This is a genomic window from Arcobacter sp. CECT 8983 (genome assembly GCF_004118855.1).
Lineage (GTDB): Bacteria > Campylobacterota > Campylobacteria > Campylobacterales > Arcobacteraceae > Halarcobacter.
In genome coordinates this window covers 266,415-291,017 of record NZ_PDKF01000004.1, presented here as the reverse complement: position 1 = coordinate 291,017, position 24,603 = coordinate 266,415, and the positions used below count along the sequence as shown (strand labels likewise).

Annotated in this window: 23 protein-coding genes; 11 read left to right on the top strand and 12 right to left on the bottom strand. The window is 27.1% G+C overall.

Features of this window, described 5'->3' with window-relative positions; translation table 11 throughout:
• Window positions 1-11 precede the first annotated feature (11 nt).
• From CRV01_RS04240 to CRV01_RS04230, 3 genes are all read left to right on the top strand, one after another.
• Complete coding sequence (locus tag CRV01_RS04240; RefSeq protein WP_129006999.1) at window positions 12-773, top strand: hypothetical protein; 762 nt, start codon at window positions 12-14, stop codon at window positions 771-773.
• An 83-nt stretch (window positions 774-856) separates the two neighbouring features.
• A complete protein-coding gene (locus CRV01_RS04235; RefSeq protein WP_129006998.1) occupies window positions 857-2,119 on the top strand; it encodes a serine hydroxymethyltransferase in 1,263 nt (420 codons plus the stop codon).
• Window positions 2,120-2,176: 57 nt separating this feature from the next.
• The gene (locus CRV01_RS04230; protein ID WP_129006997.1) at window positions 2,177-3,025 is read left to right on the top strand and encodes a methylated-DNA--[protein]-cysteine S-methyltransferase; all 849 of its coding nucleotides are present in this window, start codon (window positions 2,177-2,179) and stop codon (window positions 3,023-3,025) included.
• Here the strand turns inward: CRV01_RS04230 and CRV01_RS04225 are convergent.
• The 3 genes from CRV01_RS04225 to CRV01_RS04215 all read right to left on the bottom strand — a co-directional run bounded on the left by CRV01_RS04225 (window position 3,022) and on the right by CRV01_RS04215 (window position 7,713).
• Window positions 3,022-3,789, bottom strand: coding sequence for a TSUP family transporter (locus CRV01_RS04225; protein WP_129006996.1), 768 nt, complete (start codon window positions 3,787-3,789; stop codon window positions 3,022-3,024). The genes CRV01_RS04230 and CRV01_RS04225 overlap by 4 nt on opposite strands.
• Before the next feature lie 58 nt (window positions 3,790-3,847).
• Window positions 3,848-4,558 (bottom strand): hypothetical protein, encoded by a 711-nt coding sequence (locus tag CRV01_RS04220; RefSeq protein WP_129006995.1) that lies wholly within the window; start codon window positions 4,556-4,558, stop codon window positions 3,848-3,850.
• Between the two features lie 65 nt (window positions 4,559-4,623).
• Window positions 4,624-7,713, bottom strand: coding sequence for an efflux RND transporter permease subunit (locus tag CRV01_RS04215; RefSeq protein WP_129006994.1), 3,090 nt, complete (start codon window positions 7,711-7,713; stop codon window positions 4,624-4,626).
• A 349-nt stretch (window positions 7,714-8,062) separates the two neighbouring features.
• On the opposite strand from CRV01_RS04215, the gene CRV01_RS04210 reads away from it, so the two are divergent.
• The gene (locus CRV01_RS04210) at window positions 8,063-8,377 is read left to right on the top strand and encodes a hypothetical protein (RefSeq protein ID WP_129006993.1); all 315 of its coding nucleotides are present in this window, start codon (window positions 8,063-8,065) and stop codon (window positions 8,375-8,377) included.
• Window positions 8,378-8,393: 16 nt separating this feature from the next.
• Here CRV01_RS04210 and CRV01_RS04205 read toward each other — a convergent pair whose 3' ends face one another.
• From CRV01_RS04205 to CRV01_RS04195, 3 genes are read right to left on the bottom strand one after another with little or no spacing between them, the layout of a single operon-like run.
• Window positions 8,394-10,616 (bottom strand): EAL domain-containing protein, encoded by a 2,223-nt coding sequence (locus tag CRV01_RS04205; RefSeq protein WP_129006992.1) that lies wholly within the window; start codon window positions 10,614-10,616, stop codon window positions 8,394-8,396.
• A gap of 10 nt (window positions 10,617-10,626) precedes the next feature.
• Window positions 10,627-11,274, bottom strand: coding sequence for a transglutaminase-like cysteine peptidase (locus tag CRV01_RS04200; RefSeq protein ID WP_129006991.1), 648 nt, complete (start codon window positions 11,272-11,274; stop codon window positions 10,627-10,629).
• Between the two features lie 24 nt (window positions 11,275-11,298).
• Complete coding sequence (locus tag CRV01_RS04195) at window positions 11,299-12,612, bottom strand: MFS transporter (RefSeq protein WP_129006990.1); 1,314 nt, start codon at window positions 12,610-12,612, stop codon at window positions 11,299-11,301.
• Window positions 12,613-12,688: 76 nt separating this feature from the next.
• Between CRV01_RS04195 and rdgB the strand changes: the two genes are divergently transcribed.
• Window positions 12,689-13,279, top strand: coding sequence for an RdgB/HAM1 family non-canonical purine NTP pyrophosphatase (gene rdgB, locus CRV01_RS04190; RefSeq protein ID WP_129006989.1), 591 nt, complete (start codon window positions 12,689-12,691; stop codon window positions 13,277-13,279).
• 25 nt (window positions 13,280-13,304) lie between these two features.
• On the opposite strand, the gene CRV01_RS04185 is transcribed toward rdgB, so the two are convergent.
• The 5 genes from CRV01_RS04185 to CRV01_RS04165 form a co-directional block, all read right to left on the bottom strand.
• Window positions 13,305-14,630, bottom strand: a complete 1,326-nt coding sequence (locus CRV01_RS04185) for a Na+/H+ antiporter family protein (protein WP_129006988.1) — start codon at window positions 14,628-14,630, stop codon at window positions 13,305-13,307.
• 110 nt (window positions 14,631-14,740) lie between these two features.
• Window positions 14,741-15,073, bottom strand: a complete 333-nt coding sequence (locus tag CRV01_RS04180; RefSeq protein ID WP_129006987.1) for a hypothetical protein — start codon at window positions 15,071-15,073, stop codon at window positions 14,741-14,743.
• Window positions 15,070-15,423 (bottom strand): prepilin-type N-terminal cleavage/methylation domain-containing protein, encoded by a 354-nt coding sequence (locus CRV01_RS04175; RefSeq protein WP_129006986.1) that lies wholly within the window; start codon window positions 15,421-15,423, stop codon window positions 15,070-15,072. The genes CRV01_RS04180 and CRV01_RS04175 overlap by 4 nt, the downstream gene beginning before the upstream one ends.
• Window positions 15,413-15,718: a prepilin-type N-terminal cleavage/methylation domain-containing protein gene (locus CRV01_RS04170; RefSeq protein WP_129006985.1), complete on the bottom strand. Its 306-nt coding sequence runs from the start codon at window positions 15,716-15,718 to the stop codon at window positions 15,413-15,415. Before CRV01_RS04170 ends, CRV01_RS04175 begins: the two co-directional genes overlap by 11 nt.
• Entirely contained in the window at window positions 15,687-16,451 is a 765-nt protein-coding gene (locus tag CRV01_RS04165; RefSeq protein WP_129006984.1) for a pyrroline-5-carboxylate reductase, read from the bottom strand. Before CRV01_RS04165 ends, CRV01_RS04170 begins: the two co-directional genes overlap by 32 nt.
• Window positions 16,452-16,587: 136 nt before the next feature.
• On the opposite strand from CRV01_RS04165, the gene CRV01_RS04160 reads away from it, so the two are divergent.
• The 6 genes from CRV01_RS04160 (at window position 16,588) to CRV01_RS04135 (ending at window position 24,340) form a co-directional block, all read left to right on the top strand.
• Window positions 16,588-17,259 (top strand): outer membrane protein assembly factor BamD, encoded by a 672-nt coding sequence (locus CRV01_RS04160; protein WP_129006983.1) that lies wholly within the window; start codon window positions 16,588-16,590, stop codon window positions 17,257-17,259.
• A 32-nt stretch (window positions 17,260-17,291) separates the two neighbouring features.
• The gene (gene lon, locus CRV01_RS04155; protein ID WP_129006982.1) at window positions 17,292-19,709 is read left to right on the top strand and encodes an endopeptidase La; all 2,418 of its coding nucleotides are present in this window, start codon (window positions 17,292-17,294) and stop codon (window positions 19,707-19,709) included.
• A 7-nt stretch (window positions 19,710-19,716) separates the two neighbouring features.
• Window positions 19,717-20,286 (top strand): hypothetical protein, encoded by a 570-nt coding sequence (locus CRV01_RS04150; RefSeq protein WP_129006981.1) that lies wholly within the window; start codon window positions 19,717-19,719, stop codon window positions 20,284-20,286.
• A complete protein-coding gene (locus tag CRV01_RS04145) occupies window positions 20,273-20,806 on the top strand; it encodes a rhomboid family intramembrane serine protease (RefSeq protein ID WP_129006980.1) in 534 nt (177 codons plus the stop codon). The genes CRV01_RS04150 and CRV01_RS04145 overlap by 14 nt, the downstream gene beginning before the upstream one ends.
• Window positions 20,807-21,007: 201 nt before the next feature.
• Window positions 21,008-23,608 carry a pentapeptide repeat-containing protein gene (locus CRV01_RS04140; RefSeq protein ID WP_129006979.1) on the top strand — a complete coding sequence of 867 codons (2,601 nt, stop codon included), beginning with the start codon at window positions 21,008-21,010 and terminating at the stop codon, window positions 23,606-23,608.
• Window positions 23,609-24,061: 453 nt separating this feature from the next.
• Entirely contained in the window at window positions 24,062-24,340 is a 279-nt protein-coding gene (locus CRV01_RS04135) for a c-type cytochrome (RefSeq protein WP_129006978.1), read from the top strand.
• A gap of 28 nt (window positions 24,341-24,368) precedes the next feature.
• Here the strand turns inward: CRV01_RS04135 and ccoS are convergent, their stop codons facing one another.
• Window positions 24,369-24,596 carry a cbb3-type cytochrome oxidase assembly protein CcoS gene (gene ccoS / locus CRV01_RS04130; protein WP_129006977.1) on the bottom strand — a complete coding sequence of 76 codons (228 nt, stop codon included), beginning with the start codon at window positions 24,594-24,596 and terminating at the stop codon, window positions 24,369-24,371.
• Between the last annotated feature and the right edge of the window lie 7 nt (window positions 24,597-24,603).

The window sequence follows — 24,603 nt, the reverse complement described above, 5'->3', positions numbered from 1 at the left end:
AAAGGAGATAAATGAGTTTTAAAAGTTTTTTATTAGTTGTATTTTTAGGGTTTTTGTTTACAGGTTGTATGCCTAAACAAGATGATGTAAAAAATGTATTTCAATCTGACTCTGCAAATATAATTAAAAGAGACTATAAAAAGAATCAAAAACTTTTAATCTCATTTAAAAAGAAACTTGATTTAAGAAATCCTAGAGGATTTGATAAATCTTTAGAAAAAAAGATTTATGATCTAATTGAGTCATCGGAAAAAACACTCCTTCTAAAATATAATAATCAAACACTTGATAACTACAAAGACTACTTACAATTAGCCTTTAGTAAAGATACTATAAAGTATAGGAATGATTACTTGATTTTAGGTTTATATTACTCTTTATATGATGCTTACGACATTGAAGGTGGACATAAAATCGTTGCTTTAGCATACGAAAAAGAGAAACTTCATAAACTACATAAAAATCTTCAAATATTAAAATGGAAACTAAAAGTTGATAAAGATTTAAACAATGACTATTTATTTCTAACGTGGCAAAATAATTGGCAAATAGAATTAGAAAGGAAACTTAATAATGATGAAGAAATCACTTATGAGGATATTAAAAATCTTAGTTATATAAAAACAGGGAAAGAGTCTTTATTAAGCCGTTCTAACTTTACTTTTGAAGTATTATTAACACAGATGATTTATAATGTTGAGAATACACTCTTTGCACTAGGTGAAGAGCCTAAAAAACTTGCAATTGATGCAATGTTTTTCTTATTTATATAACAAAAACTATTTTTAGCAATATCTGGATTGTTATAAATTTTCCTTTTTGATATACTTTTTAAAAATTTTTAAAAGGTAATACTATGAGCTACATAACAGAAGCAAGATTAGAACAAGCAGATAAAGAGATTTTTGATATAGTAGAAGCAGAATTAGAAAGACAAACAACACACTTAGAGATGATTGCAAGTGAAAACTTTACATCACCAGCAGTAATGGAAACAATGGGTTCTGTATTTACAAACAAATATGCAGAGGGTTATCCATATAAAAGATATTATGGTGGATGTGAGTTTGCTGACAAAGCTGAGCAATTAGCTATTGACAGAGCTTGTGAAATCTTTGGATGTTCTTATGCAAATGTTCAACCACATTCAGGGAGCCAAGCTAATGGTGCTGTATATGCAGCATTATTAAAAGCTGGTGATAAAATCTTAGGTATGGATTTATCTCATGGTGGACATTTAACTCATGGTTCAAAGCCTAGTTTCTCTGGAAAGAACTATCAAGCATTTTATTATGGTGTAGAATTAGATGGAAGAATCAACTATGATAGAGTTTTAGATATTGCTAAAATTGTTCAACCAAAAATCATTGTATGTGGTGCTTCAGCTTATGCAAGAGAGATTGACTTCAAAAGATTTAGAGAAATAGCTGATGAAGTAGGAGCTTATCTTTTTGCTGATATTGCACATATTGCAGGTTTAGTTGCTGCAGGTGAGCATATGAGTCCATTCCCTTATGCAGATGTAGTTACATCAACTACTCATAAGACTTTAAGAGGACCAAGAGGTGGTATCATTTTATCAAATGATGAAGATATTGCTAAGAAAATTAATTCTGCTATTTTCCCAGGTTTACAAGGTGGACCGTTAGTTCATGTAATAGCTGCAAAAGCAGTTGCATTTAAAGAGATTTTAGATCCTTCTTGGAAAGATTATGCAAAACAAGTAAAAGCAAATGCTAAAAAACTTGGTGAAGTATTAGTAGCAAGAGGATATGATATTGTTTCTGGTGGAACAGATAATCACTTAGTATTAGTATCATTTTTAAATAAAGATTTTTCTGGTAAAGATGCAGATGCAGCTTTACAAAATGCAGGTATAACTGTAAATAAAAATACAGTACCAGGAGAAACAAGAAGCCCATTTGTTACAAGTGGTGTAAGAATTGGATCACCAGCACTTACTGCAAGAGGAATGAAAGAGAAAGAGTTTGAATTCATTGCTAATAAAATTGCTGATATTTTAGATGATATTAACAATACAGATTTACAAGAACAAATTAAAGGTGAGCTTAAAGAGTTAGCTTCTAATTTTGTTATTTACAATCAATCAACTTATTAATATTTTGAGTGTTAAAGTGGTATAATGCCACTTTAACATATCACATCAAGGTATTTTATGGAAGATAAACTTTTAGAGAAAAATGAAAATTATAAAAAAATCGAAGAAGTAATAAAATATATTGATGAGAACTTCAAAGACCAACCCTCAATAGACACAATCGCAAAATATATTGGTATGAGTAAATATCATCTTATTAGAGTATTTAAAGAGTATGTTGGTGTAACTCCTATACAATTTTTGCAATCTGTAACATTAAACTATGCAAAAGAGCATTTAAAAGAATCAAAATCTATTTTAGATAGTGCTTTAGATATTGGATTATCCAGTTCTAGTAGGCTTCATGATTTATTTGTAAATATTATTGGAGTAACTCCAAAAGAGTACAAAAGTCTAGGTGAAAATGTACAAATAACTTATGGATATGGAAATACTCCCTTTGGAAATGCATTAGTTGCAATTACTAAAAGAGGAATTTGCTATTTAGGTTTTTATGATGAAGCTTCAAAAGAATCTGTTTACAAAAGATTTAAAGAAGTATGGGCAAAAGCAGATTTAAAAGAAGATAATAAAAAAGCAGATGAAGTTTTAAATAGTATTTTTATCAAAAAAGATAAAAAATTCAACCTTTATGTAAAAGGTACAAACTTCCAAATCAATGTTTGGAAAGCTTTAATCAATATTCCTGATGGTTCTATTGCTACATATTCTGATGTTGCAAAATATCTTAATAAACCAAAATCAGTAAGAGCAGTTGCTAGTGCTATTGGTTCAAACCCTATTGGTTTTTTAATTCCTTGTCATAGAGTTTTAGGTAAAAGTGGTGCTATGACTGGATATAGATGGGGAATAGAAAGAAAGAAAATTCTTGTAGCCTATGAAGCTTTAAAAAATAAAAATGATTAAAAAACTGCTATCTTAATCACATTTGCTAAAAGCATAAAAATAAGTACAGTTATTAGTACTTTTTTAATAAACTCTTCTCCACCTTTAATTGCATAGTGACTTCCAACATAAGAACCAGCAACATTTGCTAATCCCATAGGAATAGCTACTAACCAAAGAATCTTACCTGCAAAGAAAAAAGCAAATACAGAACCCACATTTGTAGCAAAATTTAAAGGTTTTGTAGAAGCAGTAGAAACTAAATAATCAAGATGTAAAAACTTTTTCATAGAGATAGTAAGATAAGTTCCTGTTCCAGGTCCAAGTAATCCATCATAAAAACCTATTGGAGCAGTAGCAAGTATTATATTTCTATTATTTACTTGTGTTTTCTCTTCTTTTATTGTTTTGCTCTTTTTTAACATAAAAAAAAGTGCTACAGGAATTGCTAATAAAATAGCCCATTGAATAATAGTATCAGGAACATACATAACTAATGAACTTCCAATATATGAAGCTATAAGACAAGGAATAATTGCAACTGCTACAACTTTCCATGATATTTTTTTACTAAGTGCGTATTTAATAGTAGCTGTACTAACACCTAATACAGAAGCTACTTTATTACAAGCAAGTACATAAATAGGAGGAATACCACTTAATAGTAAAACTGGAACTTGAATCATTCCACCACCACCTGCAATTGCATCAATATATCCTGCTATAAAACCTGTTAAAATAAAAATTATAATCCACGTGGTAGTTATATCATCTAAAAATTCCATAGTGCTATTTCCTTAAAAAGAAAAATTATAGCACTATTTAAATTAATCGATATTACATTTATGAAAGTTTTGCTTTTACTGCTTGAGTACTTGTAGTTGTTTGTGCTTGATAAGAGTTTTTTAAGTCTTTTTGTTCTTCATAATGCTTCTCAAATAATTCTTTAAATTTTGAGAAAACTGATTTTAACTCAGAAGAAGTATATGACATTGGTTCTGGATTTATTATTCTATCAAACATTTCAAGAATAGCATCATAATCTTTTATTGTATTATCATATACAGGAGATATTTCCCCATTATCATTAATAGCAACTTTATTAGGTAAACTTATTAAAAACATTGCTTGAAATCTTTCACTTTCATCCATCTCATTTAAAGAGGCAACTAGAGCTTTCTTTTCAGCATCAGGCATATTTACAGGAATCATACTACTTGTTTTACCTATACCAACATCTATCATACCATTTTGATCGAAATCAAACCTTTCATAATGATGTACTAATAAATTATAAGCACCTTCATTTGATAAGTTCCCAGTCTTTATTGGATCAGCTAATCCAGCATAGTGTTGAATAGTAGATAATTCATCTTCACTTAATGAATTTAAAAACTCTTTTGCATTTGAAAGATTTACTTTTTCTTCTTTTGCTTCATTATAAATTTTTTCAAAATCATCTTTATATTCTGCTCTACTATTAGTAAAGTCACTATGCATTTTGAGTTCTTTTACTATTTCAACATGTTTTTCATAAGATGATGATAGTTGCATTTTTTTTCCTTTAAGAGAATAAAAGTATTTTAGTTTATTATATTTGTATTCTCTTAAATCTTGTCTTAATTATCTTTTCTTAATTTATGCGAAATTGAATAAATTACAGGAAGATAGATAAGATTTAATACAGTTCCCCATAAAAGACCAAATCCAAGACCAATAGCAATTGGCTGGAAAATAACAGCTTGTCCTGTTGGGAAGAAAATTAAAGAACTCATTCCTATTAAAGTTGTTATGGTTGTAAGAATAATAGGTCTAAATCTTTTTGTAGCCCTAATAAATACTTCATGTAAGGTTTTTGCTTTTTTTAAATAAGTCATCATAATAATTCCATCATTTATAACAACTCCAGCAAGCCCTAACATACCAATAACAGATGGCATAGAAAGGTTAAGTCCCATTACTTTATGACCTATTAAAACCCCTAAAATAGAAAAAGGAATAACTGACATTAAAATAAAGGTTTCCCTAAAAGAGTTAAAAAGATATAGCATTGCAAGCATAATTAAAACAATAGCCAAACCACTTGCTAAAATCATGTCATTTTTTAAATCTTTTTTCTTCTCTTCTTCACCTTTAAATACAAGTTTAATACCACTTTTTTCTATTTCATCTAAGACTGGTTTTATTTTTTCTATTGCCTCACCTGCAGTTAATATATCAGGATCAACTTGTCCATAAACATAAAAGTTTTTTAAAGCATTATCTTTTATAAGTTGCTCAAATCCTTTAATTACTCTAAACTCAGCCACTTGATTTAAAGCTACAAAAGTTCCATCAGAAAGAGGTATTTGTGTCGTTTTAAATACTTCATAATCATCTTTATTTACACTTTGGATTTTTATATCAAGCATTGTATTCTCATCAAAGGTAACACCTTTTTTCTTTAGTAAATACATATTTGAAAGATAAGAACCTATATATGCCTCATCAAGTCCTAATTGCTGACCATAATTATTTACTTTTAATTTTATTTCGTCAATACCAAACTTCAATGAGTTTGCTACAGATTTCACGCCATTTAACTCTTTTAGTGCTTTTTCTAACTTCTCAATTGAAGATACAATCTTTTGATTATCATTTGATACAAGCCCTATTTGTATATCAGCTTTTACAGGACCTACTTTTCTTTCTGCAACTGCTATTTCCTCTAAGTTAAATTTTTCTTTATACTTAGCATCGATTATATGCTTCTTTAACTTCTTAGCAATTTCCCTTGAGCTTAATGTTCTAGTTCGCCCTTCATCATCATAATAAAAACTCAAATATGGAGTTACATACTTATCTAAAAAATTAGCTTCTTTTCTTTTTTGAAGTTCTAAAGTCATATACATAACATAAGGAAATCTTTCTGTATTTCCAGCTGTGTCTCTTCTAAAACCTGCAACAGAATCTATACTTCTAATAAAAAGCTCATCGTCTTTTGAGATTAAATCCTCTTCTATTTTTTGAACAATAGCAAAAGCATCTTCTAATTTTGTATTTTCATTTGCTTTTATAGTAATCTTCACATCACTTGCATCAAACTTTGGAAAGATTTGAAACTTTGAAGTAGAGATAGCTAAAACAGTAAGGATAGGAACTAATATTACAAATATTGTTAAAAAGCTTTTTTTATAATCCATAAAAAAGTGTAAAATAGAGTTATAGATATTATTTGCTTTTTCCCATGATGTAACTTTTGAACCATTTTTTAGTATATGAGCTGCATGAATAGGTAAAAAAATAAATGACTCAATAAGAGAAGCTACAACTAAGGCTGATAAAGCAATAGGAATAAGCTTGATAACTTCACCCATAGTTCCACTAATCATCAAAATTGGTAAAAAAGAAAACAGTGTTGTAATAGATGCAACAGTTACAGGTTTCACCATCTCTTTTGCACCCATTACAGCAGCTTCTTTTGGTGAATATCCTTCTTCTATATGTTGTTGAATATTTTCACTTACAACAATAGCATCATCAACTACAATACCAATTGCAATTAAAACCCCAACTAAAGAAATCATATTTATGGTATAACCTGAAAGATACATATAAACAGCTGCTATTACAAAAGATGTTGGAATACCAACTGCAATAATAAATGACATTCTAAAGTTGATTAAAAGCATTACTAAAATAGTAATAAGAATAATTCCAAGTAAAATATTTGATACTACAATATTAAGCCTATCTCGGATTCGCTCACTATTATCATCGGCAATTATAATATCAACATTGGGGTTTTGTTCATTTAATGTGGGTAACATTGCTTTAATATTTTCTGTTAACCTAAGAGCATCTGCCGTATCATTTTGTTCAACTTTTAATGATAGTGCATTTTTACCATTGAAAGAGTATAAAGTAGAAGCATCCTCATACTTTTTAGAGATAGTAGCAACATCTGATAAATAAAGATTTGTATTTCCTATTTTAATAAGAGTTTTTCCAAAGTTTTTAGCATTTTTTTCGCCATTATATGTTGAAATATAATAGTGTTTTCTACTATCTTCTATCTTTCCAACTGGGAAAATATATGAGATTGTAGAGATTGCATTAAATAGTTCACTTTTATTTATTCCTAATGCTTCAACTTTTTTATCATCAATTAAAACCTCATAATACTCATCAGAATCACCATAGATTGTTACATCATTTATTCCTGTTATTGTTAGAAGATCACTTTTTAAATCACTAGCAAGGGGCTTAAGTTCGTCAAGTTTTAATTGTTTTGAAGTAAGTGAGATATCTAGAAGTGTTCTTGTTCTATCTAAAACATTAACTGAAGGTTCATCCATATCAGATGGCAAGTCAGATTTTACTAAAGTTATAATATCTTTTATCTTGTTAGCTTCATTATATTTGTTTTTGCCTTTTTTTAACTCAACAATAATTGTAAAGCCTCCAGGACTAATAACTGTTGTCATAACATCAATGCTATCAAGATTTTTTAAATTATCTTCTATCTCTGTTACTGCCATTTTATCTAATATATCAACAGAAGCACCAGCATATGAACCTTGTATAGAAACCATTTCCAGCTCAAAACTTGGGAAAATCTCTTTTGCAGTATTATTATAAGACCAAATTCCAACTAAAAAAACTAATACAAATAGTGTGTAATTCATTCTAGCATTGTTAACAAAAAATCTTAAAAAACTTTCAAACATCTATTACCTTTATTAAAAAAAAGTATTATAATTTACAATTATTAATACAGTATTAATATTCTATCTATTTTTAATACATTGTTCCATTTTAAATTACAAAAACTACAATAAAATAATAAATTATTTATTTTTATATAGTTATTTTTGTAGTAATTCGTAACATTAGAAATTTTTTTAAGTAATATTACAAAATTATTTTTTTTAATTGAAATAATCCATAATCTCAAAACATATTACTTTTTTCGACTCCATAAATTATTTTTTATATATATACAAATTATAGATTAATAGATAATATTATTATTGTAATTAAAAATGATACTATAATAAAAAAAAGGGACTAACAGTCATGAAAAACTTAACTGGATTAAATGAAATAGAGTTAATAAAATTAGCAAAAACAGCCACTGATGAAAATACACTTCATACTCTTGCAGACAATGCTTTTATCACTGTAAGAAGATGTGTAGCAAAAAATATTCATGCAACTACACCAATTGCAAATAAACTTGCTATTGATTCAGCATGTAATGTATCTTATTGGGCTACAAGACACTCAAATCATACTACAAAGAAAAAAGTAGAGTCACAAGATCCTTGTGTTATATGTCCAGTTGATGAACTTCAATATCACAGCACTTGTAATTCTTGTGATATGGCATAATTAAAGCAAGTAGAAACTATCTACTTGCCCCATTTAGTTTTAATTTTTTAATACATTTATAATCTTCATCATTTTGAACATTTTCACAATATACTTTTACATTTAGTAAAGTTGCTAACTCTTGAATAGATTCAACAAAGCTTTGTTTTGAACTATCTAAATTAATATTTGTTGTATATTCTCTTGCTAATCTAATATAGTCTAAATTAAAATCTTTTAAGTTATCAAGTGGAATAAATTTACTTTCAAATCTTTTTACAATAATCTTAGAACCTGTATCATGAATCTTTTTACAAAATCTATGGAAATTTTCAACATCTTTTGCAACTGCATAAGCAGTTACAGAAAATACTAATTTTGAAGAAATTTCTTTGTTTTTTTCTATTAGTTCAAGTAACCATGATAAGAAGTTATTATCTGAAAGTGACTTAAGAGATAAGTTAATCATTATGTCATTTTTTACATTATTTAAAGAGATATAATGTATAACTTTTTGAATTACTGCTTTATCAAAATCTACAATTTTTTCATACTTTTCTGCAATAGAAACAAAAGTACCAATAGGAATATTTTTCCCATCTTTATCTTTTGCACTTGTAAATGCTTCTTGCATTAAAAGAGTATTATTTTCTTCACTTAAAGAGTAAGTATCATTTATATAATCAACATCAAATGTTTTATTATCAACAATATCAAAGACTAAATTTCTCCACTCTTTCATATCTCTTGTTAAATCACTATTGTCCCTTAAAAAGAACTCATTAGGTCCAATAAGTTTTGCTTTTTCATAAGCTTCTGAAGTTGCTTCTAACATCTCAGGAGTAGTCCCATATTTATTAAAAGGAGTTCCACCTATATAAGCTAACTCTTCCAAATCATATTTCTCTTTTAAAACTTCAAATTTTCCTTTATATACTTTACAAACCTCAACAGCACCTTCATATTTACAATCTCGAAGAATCACCATAAACTCTGAACCAAAAAATCTATAAGCTGTAGATTTAATATATTTATCACTTACTGACTCAACACTTTTTAGTGTTTTTGCAAAATCCTTAATAAGATTATTGATTTCACTATTTGTATGAGTTTTTGCATAAGAAGCTAAAGAGTTTATTTTTACTTTTAATATATAACCTTCTCTTTTTTGAATAAACATCTCTTTCATATCTGTTTCAAAAGTTGTTTTTAAAGGTAAGCCTGTTAACTCATCTTTTGATAACTTTTTTGAAAGTGTTTCAAGGTTTTTATTCAATTTGCTAATTATAGATTTGATTTTTAAAGACATATCATTCATAGCAATAGATACATGCTTTATTTCTGTTGTCCAAGGTAGTTTATCTATTGTTTCAAATTTACCTTTTGCAATTGATTTAGCTAAAGACTCTATTGTTTTAAGAGGTTTTAAAAGATACTGTACAAATATGAATAAAATCAACATAGAGATTAAAAAAGCAATAACAGCATATGTAATAGAACTTTTAGCTTGTTCATAAAGTTTGGCATACGCTTCACCTGGATTAGGACTTACGTAAATTATAGCTGACTTTTTCCAGCCATCAGATATCTCACTTGACTTCTCTTCTAAATTAAAAGAAATCATATTTACAAACCAAGAAGGAACATAATCAAATTTTACATCTCTTTTTTCTCTTACAAGAACTTTGCCAATATCTAAAGTAACTTTTTTGAATAAAACTTTTGCATTTTGTTGAATTTGAATTTTAAAATCTATTTTGCCACCATTTAAAAAGGCTTCTTTAGGAATAAATCTATACTTATTTTTACTTGTTTCTTCAACAAAGCCTAAATCTAAATCTTCATTTTCAAGACGCATTAACTTGTTATTAATATCACTATCTAACTCTACTTTTTCTATTTTCCCGTATCTTGGAAGTACAGATACTTTTTTTATCTTCCAATTTTTAGGATAGTCTTTTTTAATTGCGTTTAATAGTCTTTCATCTGTAATTACAAAATCACTATCTTCTAACCTAATCTCTTTATAAAAACCTCTATTTGAAATAGCTTTAATTATTGTTTCTATTTCAGGATCATTCTTATCTTTAATTAAAGGTCTTAAACTCATTCCTAAAGAAGTAGCAGTATCTTGCGCTTTTGTTTGGGATTCAAGTTCTAGGTACTCTTTTGTATTTTTAACACTAATAATAAAGTTACCTGTAAATATTATAAAAAATATAAATATTATAATTAAATACAACTGTTTTGATAAAGACATTAATTCTCCTTTAGATTCTACTCATCATAGATTTCCAGTTTTTTAAGTTGTTTTCACCAACTTTTACTGAACTTCTACCTTTATTTTTTGCTTGCCATAAACCACTTGCATTAAAACTATATACAGGTCTTAAATCAGGTCTTTTAGTAGCTAGTTTTAATTTTTTATTTACATTATCTAATACAATTGGTGTTGATGTTGGTTTGTGATAATAAGTTAAAACCATATGAGCTTGCTCATATTTAGTTCCTCTTTGCTTTAATTTAACATAAGTAATTCTTAGTTTATCATCAGGAACACCAAGTTGTCGCAAAGTAAAATATTTAGCAATAGCATAATCTTCACAATCCCCTGCTCCTGTTCCTAAAAATTCAAAAGGAGAAGCCCAATAGTCATTTTCATTCCAATGGCTACTATCCCTTTCATATCTAATTTTATTAAAAAAATCATTAACATATTTTAGTTTATAAAGAATATCTTCACTCTTTGCTTTTTCTATAAGCTTATCCCAAAGTTCAACACGCTTTGCAGCTTTTGTTCCATATTTTTTTGTTATTGCTTCAAGTTTTTTTGGGGAAATATTAAATAAGTTTGTTGCTGTTATAGCAGAAAGAAAGAAGAAAAGAGCAAAAATAATTAATAAATATTTACTTTTCACTCTCTCCCCTTTTGAAGTATTAAACTATTTTATTTGGTTTAAAATTGTATCTTCATCTATTTTTTCATTATCATATTTTACAATTAATACATTTTCAGTATCATTAATGTACCACTCATCAATATCTGATATTGTATCTAATTTATGTGTATTATTTCTGTAATCATTATTTATTTCAATATACATTACCTTCTTTTTTGCAGGGTTTGGCATAGTTAAAATTAAAATAATCCATAACACGCAAATAATTGCAATTGTATAAACAATAGTTTCTAAACCAACATCTTCAAAGAAAATACCACCTAATACACCACCTAAAAAAGTTCCTAAATAACCAAAAGAGTTAAAAATACCAAGAACTAAACCTCTTTGATGAACTTTAGCAAACTTTGTTGCAAGTGATTGCATAATAGGTTCATGCATGTTAAATCCTACAAAGAATATAACTACACCAATGATAAAAAATAGTGTTCCAGAACTTAATCCTATTAATAGATATGAAACTGCAAAGAAAACAATTCCTATTGCAAGTATTTCTTTAAATTTACCCTTTTTCTCAGCTAATATAGCAGCCGGAGCCATAGCTAAAAATCCAAAAATCATAGCTGGTAAATATACTTTCCATAAATCACTCATCTGCCACTCATAATTATTTATTAAAACCATCGGAATAATCATAAATGCAAAGGTCATTAAACCTTTTTGTAAAAAATTTGTAATATTCATTTTGATTAGATTTTGATTTAATAAAACATCAGTAACAATTGCTTTTTTCTCATAAGTATGAGTTATCTTTGGAGGATTTGGAACCATTTTTACTAAGATAACAATTGAACCTAGAGCAATTACAGCTGTAAGATAAAATAGTGTTGGAACACCTGCAAATGAAGAGATTGTAGGTCCAAGAAGCATTGAAGCTGCAAAACTCATACCAATAAACATACCCATTGTAGCCATTGCTTTTGGTCTTTGTTCTTCTTTTACTAAGTCACTTATCATAGCTGTTACAACTGCACCAATTGCACCAGCACCTTGTAAGAATCTTCCTACCATTAACATTAAAATATCATTTGCAATTGCACAAAAGATTGAACCAATTGCAAATAATAAAAGTCCTGTAATAATAGTACCTTTTCTTCCTAACTTATCACTCATAACTCCAAAAGGAACTTGAAATAACATTTGAGTTAAAGCATACCCACCAATAACAATTCCAACTAAAGTTGTTGTAGCTCCATAAAGATTTATTGCGTAAACTGATAAAACTGGTAAAACGATAAAAAGCCCGAAAAACCTTAGTGCAATAATTAGACTAAGAGGTAAAATAGATTTAATCATATATAATCCCATATGTATTTAAAATAAACAAAGATTATATATCAATAAAATTAATAAGACGTTAAAAGGAAAAAGTGTGAGAATTATTTTAGCTACGGGAAATAAAGGCAAAATAAAAGAGTTTAAAGAACTTTTACCAAAGGAAGAAGTAATTACTTTTAAAGAATTAATAGGTGACTATGAAGTTGTTGAGGATAAAGATTCTTTTCAAGGTAATGCTTTAAAAAAAGCTCAAGAAATCTATGAAAAAGTTGGAGATGAAGAAGCAATTGTAATTTCTGATGATAGTGGAATAACAGTTCCTGCTATAAACAATGAACCAGGTATTTATTCTGCTAGATATGCTGGAGAGAATGCAAGTGATAAAGAGAATAATGCAAAGTTAATTTCAAAACTAAATGAAAAAAACTTAGAAAGAACACCTGCTTATTATACAGCTTGTATAGCAATTATTTATAAAGGTCATCCATATACAGTTCATGGCTGGATGCATGGAGAGGTTATAAATAAAGAGCTAGGTGATGGTGGTTTTGGATATGATCCAATGTTTGTTCCAAATGGTTTTGATAAAACTTTAGGGGAACTTTCAAAGGAAATAAAAAAAGAGTTTTCACATAGAAGTAAGGCTTTAAATTTAGCAAAAAAAGTTTTAGATGTTATCTTATAAAAGTAGGCATTAACCTACTTTTATATTAGAAAATATATACAGCTGCAATCCATCCAAAAATGATTAGAGGAATATTGTAGTGTAAGAAAGTTGGAACAACAGAATCCCAGATATGATCATGTTGACCATCAACATTTAGTCCAGAAGTTGGTCCTAATGTACTATCAGAAGCTGGACTCCCTGCATCACCAAGGGCAGCAGCCGTTCCAATAATAGTAATTGTTGCCATAACAGAAAAATCTAACTGTAAACATAATGGTGCATAAATTGTTGCAATAATTGGAATAGTTGAAAATGAAGAACCAATACCCATTGTAATAAATAATCCAACAATTAACATCAATAAAGCTGCTAAAGATTTATTATCTCCAATAATATCAACTACAGAAGCTACTAAAGTTTCAACTCCACCTGTTGCATTAACAACACTAGCAAAACCATTTGCCGCAATCATAATAAAACCAATCATTCCCATCATTTTAAGACCTTTTGAAAAGAAGTCTTGTGTTTGATCAGCTTTAATAACACCTGCTACTATAAAGATAATAAAACCAGCTAAAGAACCTAAAATAATTGAGTTAGTATAAAGTTGAAGTCCTAAAGCTGTAAAAACAGAAACTAAAGCAATTAAAACATGAAAATAGTTTATCTCTTTTGATTCAGACTCAATCTCTAAAATTTTACTAATATTATATTTTCTTTTCTTTTTATATGTGAAGAATATTGCAACAAGAAGACCTAAAAACATACCAAATACTGGAACTGCCATAGCAATTGGCAATTGTCCTGAAATAGCTTCAACTCCATTATCAACAAGGTTTTTTAATAAAATCTCATTTAAGAAAATTCCTCCAAATCCAATAGGCAAAAACATATAAGTTGCAACTAAACCAAAAGTAATTACACAAGCAACAACTCTTCTATCTAACTCTAATTTTGCCATTGAATGTAATAGTGGTGGAATTAAAATAGGAATAAATGCAATATGAACTGGTACAATATTTTGAGATGAAATTGCAGCTAATAAAATAAGTGCAAGCATTAAATACTTAATATAAAGAAATTGAAAAGAAGTATCTCCTTTTCCCACTCTTCTTATAATCATATTAGATAATAAATCAGTGATTCCTGATCTAGAAATAGCTACTGCAAATGTTCCAAGCATTGCATAACTTAATGCAATAGTTGCACCATTTCCTAAGCCACTATTAAAAGCTTTAATTGTTTCATTTATGTCTAATCCAGCACTTAGACCACCAACTATTGCTCCAACAATTAAAGCAATAACAATATTTACTCTTACTAAAGATAGTAAAACCATTAAACTAACTGCAATTATTACAGAGTTCATACCTCGTCCTTCATTTTAAGTTTTATAAAAATTACTTGATTTTTATAAGAAAGTTTTAATTTTAAGGAAGAAGTTTACTTAAAAGCTTTTAAAAAAGTACTAAAGCGTTTCTATTTTTGTATTATTATTACTTTTTGAAGCCTAATATTATATTCATTGGCTTTTACTACCAACTCTATCTTGTAAGAGTTTATTTCTTCTATTACATATGCATTTATAGAATAGTTTTCATCTTCAATAGTTACTTTTTTAAAAGAGTTATAATCACTTAAACTTTTTATATACTCTTCTAAAAATAATAAATGATTTTTTGCTTGAATATATTTATATTTATTTACAATATTTATTGAACTTATACTTTTTGTTTCATATATTTTCACTGCTAAAATAGAAAAGATAAAGAGCAAAATAAGTACAGAAAATAGTGTAAATGCTTTTTTCATAATTTAAAAACCCAGCGCTGTTTTATTTTTTCTTCTACTTCAACTTCTATTTCTAAAATATTTGAAGAGAGTTTTTTTATTGAGTAATAATTTACATTCTTTAACAGAGTATTATTTTTAAAATATAAAGTATTATCTCTATATTTTAACTCTTTTATAGAAGAAGGAAGATTTTTTTCTACTATTATTTTTGCAGAATCTAAATCTAATTTTATAATTGCTAGTTTTTGATTTAATGTTTGAGCTTCATAATACTCTTTTGAATAAATAGTTGAATAAACAATAACAATGGAACCTACAAAAACTACAAAGATAAGTTCTAAAAGAGAAAAAGCTTTTTTATAATTCATATTTTATAAGCCTTATTTTTTCATCTTTATACTCTATTTTTTTAACATTAATATTTTTAGTTTCAATGTCATCTAAAGTTATTGTTAGTTGTATGTTTTTTGTAGTAAAAGAAGAGTCATAAGAAGAGATATTAAACATATTTTCTAACTTGTTTAAAATCATATATTCTTTATCAAGATTATCATAGAAAGAACTTTTTGAAAAGCCTACTATGATAATTGATAAAAGAAAAACACTAATTAGTGTTTCTAGTAAAGTAAAACTATTTTTTCCCGATTTCACAAGCTTTTTCATAAGCTGCTTCAATAGCTTTAATCATTGAGTCCCTAACAGCACCCTCTTCTAATTTAGCCATTCCAGCTGATGTTGTTCCCCCTGGACTCATCACAGAATCTTTTATAAGTGCTGGATGAGAAGTTTCCAATAGCTTTGCATATCCTAATAGTAAACCTTGAACTAATTCATTACTAATTTGTCTTTCAAGACCTGCTTTTACTGCTCCATCACTTAAACTTTCTGCTATTAAACTTAAAAATGCTGGTCCACTTCCTGCTAATGCAGTAGCTATGTCAAGTTGGTTTTCAGTATTTACCCATACTGCTTTTCCAATATGATTAAATAGTTCTAATGCTAAATTCTTTGCTTCTTTATCACCTGTAATAGTTGTAGTTGAACCTAAAACTGAAGCAGCTACATTTGGCATACTTCTAATGTAAAATTTTGATTTTATCTGTTTTTTTAAACTATCAATTGTAGTCCCTGCTAAAATAGAGAAAAGAATATTTGCTTGACCTTCTAGTCTTGCTGCAACACTTTGTAAAGCATAAGGTTTTACACAAAAGATTATATTTTTATCATTGATGTTTTCCGCATCACTCATAACCTTTACTTCAATATTTGGAATTTTAGTTTTAATATCATTTAATTTTTTTTCATCTCTTCCAATAATTTCTACTTCGAAATTGTTTACAAGTCCTCTTGCTAAAGCTTGCGCCATAAAGCCATTTCCAATTAATGTTAATTTCATATTAGCTACCTTTAAAAATTATTTAATTCATTATAACGAATTAATTATAATATTAGAAAAATAAAATAATAAAAAGTAAGAGAATAGCAAGGATACATAAGATAAAATACTTACTTTATGAAAAAGGATAACTCAAATGATTAACAATTTAAAGTTCAAAAATTTTGTATTAATTATTGGTTTAGGTTTTGTATTAACAGCTTGTTCTCAAAAATCTGATAGAGTACAAGAGTATGATAAGCCAGCACTTTACTGGTACAACGATATGCTTAAACAAATCTCTACAGGATATTTAGAAGAAGCTGATGATGTATATACTTCATTGGAGAGTGAACATAGAAATTCACCATTAATACCAACTGCACTTTTAATTTTAGCAAATGCACATATTGACAATGAAGAGTATCAACTTGCAAATTTTTATTTAGATGAATATATTAAAAGGTTTGCATTAAGTAAAAATGTTGACTATGTTAGATACTTAAAAATCAAAGCTAACTTCTTAGGTTTCTCAAATGAATTAAGAGATCAACAACTTATTGAAGATACAATTAAAGAGATTGAAGAGTATAGAAATTTATTCTCAAACTCTAAATATATGCCTTTAGTAAATACTATGAGTGCAAGACTATATATGGCAAAAGCTTCTTTAGATAAAGAGATTGCAGATTTATATAGAAGAATAGATAAGCCAAAAGCGGCTGAATACTATAACAAAAAAGTAAAAGAGTCTTGGGTTGATGAAAAAGAAATTGAACCAGTAGAGACACCTTTTTACAAATATCCATTTGAAAAAAACATATTTTAAAAAATATTAATAGATTTTAGGAGTTAATATATATGGAATTAGAGAATTATGATTCTTTTCCTCAAGAAATACCTTTAATAGTTGAAGATGAAGTATTTTTATACCCATTTATGATTGCTCCATTGTTTTTAGGAAGCGAAGAGAACTTAAAAGCAGTAGAGCATTCTATTGAGCATAATAAATTAGTAATCGTAGCTGTTAGTAAACCAGGTCACGAAGGGAAAAGAGATAAAGATAGCTTTTATGATGTAGGAGTTATCGGTAATATTATGAGAAAAGTATCTTTACCAGATGGAAAAATTAAAGTTCTTTTCCAAGGTTTAGCAAAAGGAAAAATCACTAGCTTTAACGAAGAAAGTTCAGAATTTGCTTTTGTTGATAAATTAGAAGATCAAGAATATTCACAAGAAAGTATTGATTCTATTATTGATGTTTTAAGAGAGCAAGTTAAAAAGCTTTCAGCTGTTAACTCTAAATTTCCAGCAGACTTAATTAAAACAATCGAAGAAAATAATGATCCTACAAGAATTGCTGATTTAATCTCTTCTGTTTTAAAAGTAAAAAAAGATGAAGCTTATAAACTATTTGCTGAAACAAATTTGGAGCAAAGACTTTTAAATATTATTGAAACTATCAAAAAAGAGATTGAGAGTTTAAAAATTCAAAAAGAGATTACTCAAAAAGTAAACTCTAAAATTGAAAAAACACATAAAGACTATTTCTTAAAAGAACAAATCAAAGCTATTCAAAAAGAGCTTGGGGCAGATAATCAAAAAGATTCAGAGATTAGAGCTTATAAGAAAAAACTTAAAAAACTTAAAGCTCACATGCCAAAAGATGGTTATAAAGAGACTAAAAAACAAATTGATAAATTAAGTAGAATGCACCAAGATTCACCAGATAGTGCCCTACTTCAAACTTATATAGAAAATGTTTTAGAAATTCCTTTTGGAACCTATGCACACAATGATATCTCTGTAAAAAGTGTAGAAGAGCAGTTAGATAATGACCACTACTCTTTAGACAAACCAAAAGAAAGAATCTCTGAATACTTTGCAGTAAAAGAGATGCTTGAGAGAAGAAATATTGAAAATCTTAAGTCAAAAGGTACTGTTCTTTGTTTTGTAGGACCTCCTGGTGTTGGTAAAACTTCACTTGCAAACTCTATTTCACAAGCACTTCAAAGACCACTTGTAAGAGTAGCTTTAGGTGGAATGGAAGATGTAAATGAATTAAGAGGTCATAGAAGAACTTATGTTGGAGCAATGCCAGGAAGAATAGTAAAAGGTCTATGTGATGCTAAAACTATGAATCCAGTTGTTGTTTTAGATGAGATTGATAAGCTTGGAGCAAACCATAGAGGTGATCCAACAGCTGTTATGCTTGAAGTTTTAGACCCAGAACAAAACAATGAGTTTAGAGACCTTTATTTAAATTTTGCAATTGATTTATCACAATGTATCTTTGTAGCAACTGCAAATGATGCAAGAAGAATTCCTCCTGCTTTAAGAGATAGAATGGAGTTTATTGAGATTTCTTCATATACACCAAATGAAAAATATCATATTGCAAAAGACTATTTAATTCCTCAAGAATTAGAAAAACATGGTCTTAAAAAAAGTGAAATATCTTTATCAAAAACAACTATAGAAACTATTATTTCTAAATATACTAGAGAAGCTGGTGTTAGAAATCTTAGACGTGTATTTGCAAAACTATTTAGAAAAGTAGTTAAAATATTACTTAAAGATGAAAAAACAAAAAAAGTTTCTATTACAACTAAAAACTTAGCTGAGTTTTTAGAAAACCCTATTTTTGAAATTGACCCAGCTGAGAAGAAAAACTCAGTAGGAGTTACAAATGGTTTAGCTTGGACTGCTGTTGGTGGAGATGTTTTAAAAACTGAGGCTGTAAAACTTAAAGGAAAAGGTATTTTAAGTGTTACTGGAAATATGGGTGATGTAATGAAAGAGTCATCTAGAATTTCTTTCTCAGTTGTAAAACTTTTAATTGATAATAAAAGATTAAAAATAGACCAAGAGCTTATTCCAAAAACAGCTAAAGAAATAGAAGATAAAATAAAATTAGACCCAAGTGAAATTTACAAAAGATTTGATATTCACTTACATATTCCAGAAGGTGCTACTCCAAAAGATGGACCAAGTGCTGGTATTACAATGGCTACAACTATTGCTTCTATTTTAAGTAATAAAGAAGTTAAATCAGATCTTGCTATGACAGGGGAGCTAACTTTAACTGGAAAAGTTTTACCAATTGGTGGTTTAAAAGAGAAGCTAATTGCAGCACATAAAGCAAAGATGAAACTTGCATTAATTCCTAGAAAAAACTTCCAAAGGGACTTAGATGATATTCCTTTAGAAGTAAAAGAGAATATGGAAATTAAAGCAGTAGATACTATAGAAGATGTTTTAAAAGAAGCATTAATCTAACAAAAAAATGAAGGTAAAAAGAACTAGACCTAATGATAGTATTATCGTAAACAATCTTTTTACCTTCGCAACAATTGTTATGGTTTCAATAACAATTGTTTTATATACTAATTTTATAGTAAAGCCTCAAAAAAAAGAAGACTCCCTTTCTAAAATTGAAAAAATACCTTGTCAAAAAGAGAATAATACAAAAGTAACTGTAAAAAATCATGAATTAGTGAAAAAGTCTTTTAATGCCATTGAAAAAGGTTATTACAAAATTGAAGGTTCATTATTAAAATTAGAAGAAAATTCTCAAATTGAAAAAGTTCTTACTACTAAAGAGATAGACAATTACATTAAAAGCTTACTTAAGATTAAACCAAAAGAAAATTTACAAAAGTATTTAAAGATAAAATATGAAATAATAGAGAGTTCCAAAGACAAATTAAACGCAGGAACAGTAATAACATCATTTAGAATTAACTCAAAAGAGATATTTTTTATGCAAAGTGATTTTAAATTTATGTATAAAAACGCTATTATGCAAAGAGTTGATTGCTCATTAAAGGTATATAAAAACTATGTTCAGAACTAGATCTAATTTTACACTAACAAATATCACTATTGGAATAACTATCTTAATGTACCTTGTACAAACAAATATAAGTTATGGAGGTCTATATTTAGGTCTTAATATGTACTTTATAGAAAGTGGTTTTTATTGGCAACCACTAACAACTATGTTTGCCCATGGTGGATTAGGTCACTTAGCTATGAATATGTTTGTTTTATATCAATTTGGGAATGCCATTGAGATGTATAGAGGGAAAAAAGAGTTTGTACTTGCATACTTTATAGCTGGACTCGCAACTTCAATTCTTAGTTTTTTATATATTTACTACTTAGATAATTTTGTAAATTTAGTTGGGGCTTCTGGTGCTATTTGTGCACTAATGGGATATATTGCTTATGTTGATAGATTTCAAAGGAAAGCCATTGTTACTTGGGTTTTAATAATTTCAGTTGCACCTATTCTTATTGGACTTCCAATTGCTTGGTATTCACACTTTATTGGTTTAGGTATTGGATTTTTATTAGCAGCTATTAGAAAATAAATAATACTTCCCTTTTATAGAGTATAAAGGCATAAATATTACAAAAAGATATATATTAAATTTATTCAATAAAAAAATTTTATTTATGTAAAAAATTCATATAAAATAATATAATTTGCTGTGTTAAGGAACTAAAGCTTTATTATTCTCTTTTAAAGAAAATGATATTATAAGTGATTATTTTTAATATAATGGATTAAAATGAAGTTTTTAGATAAAGCAAATATATCATCAGTTATTGAGCAAGTTCTTGATTTAAGTATAAATACAATTGATAAATTAGATTTTTTTGAAAATGACGATTTATATTCTTCAATTCCTTTTGGGAAACTTGCAAAATATATATATGAGAAAAAAAAAGATATTGAAGATATTGAAGAAGCACATAATAAAGTTTTATTATTAGCTTACTTTTTTACTTTGATAAGAGCTATAAAAAGATATTCTCCTAAAATTGAGTTAAAAAAAGATGATTATCTAAAAAATAATACAGTTAAGTTTCAAACAAAAGATTTTAGTTTAGATAATTTTTATTCAAATATTTCAAGTTTTGCTGAAAACCATATAAATAGTTTAATAATTAATAATACTAAAATTAAGAATAATATAATTAATTATCTAAAAAGTAATATTGAAAAAGAGTATTATATTTTATTAGATAGTGAACCTATTCTATTTAAATCATATAGTAAATACTTAAATTCAAAAATGTTTTCTATTGAAAATAAAGAAAACAGAATTACAAAACTATTAAGTGAATATGCCAATTTATATAATAAAGTAGTGTTAAATGATGAAGAAGGAATAACCTTAAATGATATCTATATTTTGCCTGAATATTTAATTCATACATCAAGTATAAATACAGAAAAAATTATTATTGATGATTCAACTAAAAACTTTATAAATATAAATAAAATCTTGGAAGAAAAACAAGAGTTTAATTTACACACTTTTCTTGATAAAATAATTTTCAAAGAGTATGACTATGATTATTTATCAAGTAATAACAGAGCCATATTTTTATTTGGATTCCCTGGACAAGGTAAAAGTTCATTTACGAAAAGATTAGCATATGAGATAGTCAATAAAGATTGTAATTCAAATTTTTTCTTTTTAACTTTTAGAAATATAAAAAATATCTCTGATTTAGTAGCAGACCCTATTGGAACACTTACAAAGTTTATTAAGACTACTTACAATATTGAAGTAACCGAACTTGAACTTAGAAACTCTTTTTTAGTGTTAGATGGGCTAGATGAATTATATATGAAAGATAATCTAAAACTAACAGATATCGAAGATTTATGTAATAATTTTATTGATGAAGTTTCAGAAAATCAAAATTTTTCATTTATAATTACTTCACGATTAAATTATGTAAATATAGACAAATTAAAGAGAAAAAATCCTTTATTAATTCAGCTTGAAGAGTTTAACACTGAACAACAAATTGAATGGTTAACAAAATATAAAAGTTTTTATGATGATTGTTCTTTATCAATATCAGATATTAAGATAATAAATAAAGAAAGATATAAATATAAGCATATAAAAGAATTAATTACTCAACCTATAATATTATATTTGATTGTAAAAAGTAATAATAACTTATTATCATCTACAAGTAGAACGGATATTTATGAAAAATTGTTTGATTCCTTAATTAAAAGAAATTGGGAAAAAACAGGTCAAATTAAGAACCTTCAAGATATGAATGAAAAAAAGTTAAGAAAATTTATAAAAAATTTAGCTTTTGAGATTTATTTAACAGGAAATGGTTATATTAATAAAGGAAAACTGCTAAAATCCCCAATATTAAAAGATTTTTATGATTCATTAAATAGAGAAAATATTTTTGACTCTTTAAAAACAGTTATGATTGCTTTTTATTTGGATGAAGTAAAAAAGAATAATCAAGATGTAGATGATGAAGATATGAATGATTATGCTATTGAGTTTTTACATAAATCATTACAAGAGTATATGACAGCAGAAAAAATGTATTCTGATATTATATCAATTACAGATTATAATAAAGAAGAGGAAGAATTTTATAAAAAGGAAGAAGATGTATTAAATATTTTCTATGCTCTTTTTTCTGAAAATACATTGTCTAATGAATTAATTGAATATTTAGATGAAATTTTTAATAAAAAAGAAGATAACCGAAATGAATTTTTAAAAAATAGATTATTAAATTTATTTGATGGATTCCTGGAAACAGATTTCCTTATTAATATAACAGGAATTAAAAATCCTTTAGAAAAAAGTGCAAATACATTCTTAGGTTTTTGGTCAATTTTAAAAATATTAGAAAATGAAGAAAATTTTATTACAAACGATTTTAGAAAAAATAAAGTATTAACATATATGAAAATACTTAGCAGTGATAAAATATTTTTAGACTTTTCATATCAAGATTTTTCAGATACTGATTTTGAAAATATAATTTTACAAAATGTATCTTTACATGGTGTAAATTTAAAAGATGCAAACTTGTTAAATGTTTATATGGGTGATGTGGATATAGATGAATTTATCGACAGCCGAATTCAAAATGCTCTTTCTTTTTATCAAAAAGAAGATATGGGTTACGGAATATTTTATAATTCATATATGAGAGATTCAAATTTTGAATATGCAGATTTAAATTATTCTAATTTTCAAAACACTTATATGAACAATGTAGATTTTAGAAATTCAAAATTTAAGAATTCAGATTTTACTGGTGCAGATTTAACAGATGCTAAATTCGATGAAACATTTGTCGATTACATTATAAAAAAACATCCTAAATAATTCACACTTTATTGGTTTAGGTATTGGATTTTTATTAGCAGCTATTAGAAAATAGTTCCTAAAACTATTATTCTTTATTAATTTATATTAATAAAAATAGTTACAAGATACATTACAACAGTAACTGCTACAATTCCTATTATTATCTCTTTTATTTTAACTGTTGGATTTAGCGTTCCACAATATGGGCATTGTCTTTTTTTTGTTTCAATTTCTCTTTTGCAGTGTCTACAAGGTTCTAGCTTAATAATAGTTCCTTTATTTTTTGTAATTTTATCATTTAAAACCTATAAGTTCTATATGAAGGCAAAAGTAAGATTAAATAATAAAGTTGGATATATATTAGATTTCATTATAGTTTTATCTCTAAAATGACCTAATATTCAAGAATTTCATAAGTTAAATGAAAGAAAAAAGTGATAAAATTTAGTTTTACATAAATAAGGAGATTAAATGAAAAAGATTGTTTTAGGAACAATGATTGCTGCTGCTTCATTAATGGCTGCTAACTGGGCACCATGTGCTGGATGTCATGGGGCTACTGCAGAGAAATCTGCATTAGGAAAATCTAAAGTAATTAAAGGTTGGCCAGTTGAAAAAACTGTTGCTGCACTTAAAGGTTACAAAGATGGTTCTTATGGTGGAGCTATGAAAGGTGTTATGAAAGGTCAAGTTGCAAGACTTTCTGATGCTGATATTGAAGATTTAGCTAAGCAAATCGCTGCATTCTAATTAATTTTTCATATAATAAAAAAGTGAGTCACTTCTTTTGTGATTCACTTTTTTTATTCTCTTTTGCTTTTTTTATCTTTTCATCTTTTTTAATAGCATCATTCAAATCATCAGTTCCATCAAATAATAAACCATCCATCATTTTTCTACTGTCATCAAATTGACCACTTTTTGCACCCCAAATAAATACACCTAAAATTGCGAAGGATACAACAAGCCCTACAATTAACATCATTAATAAAGTGTCATTTATCATTCTTTTT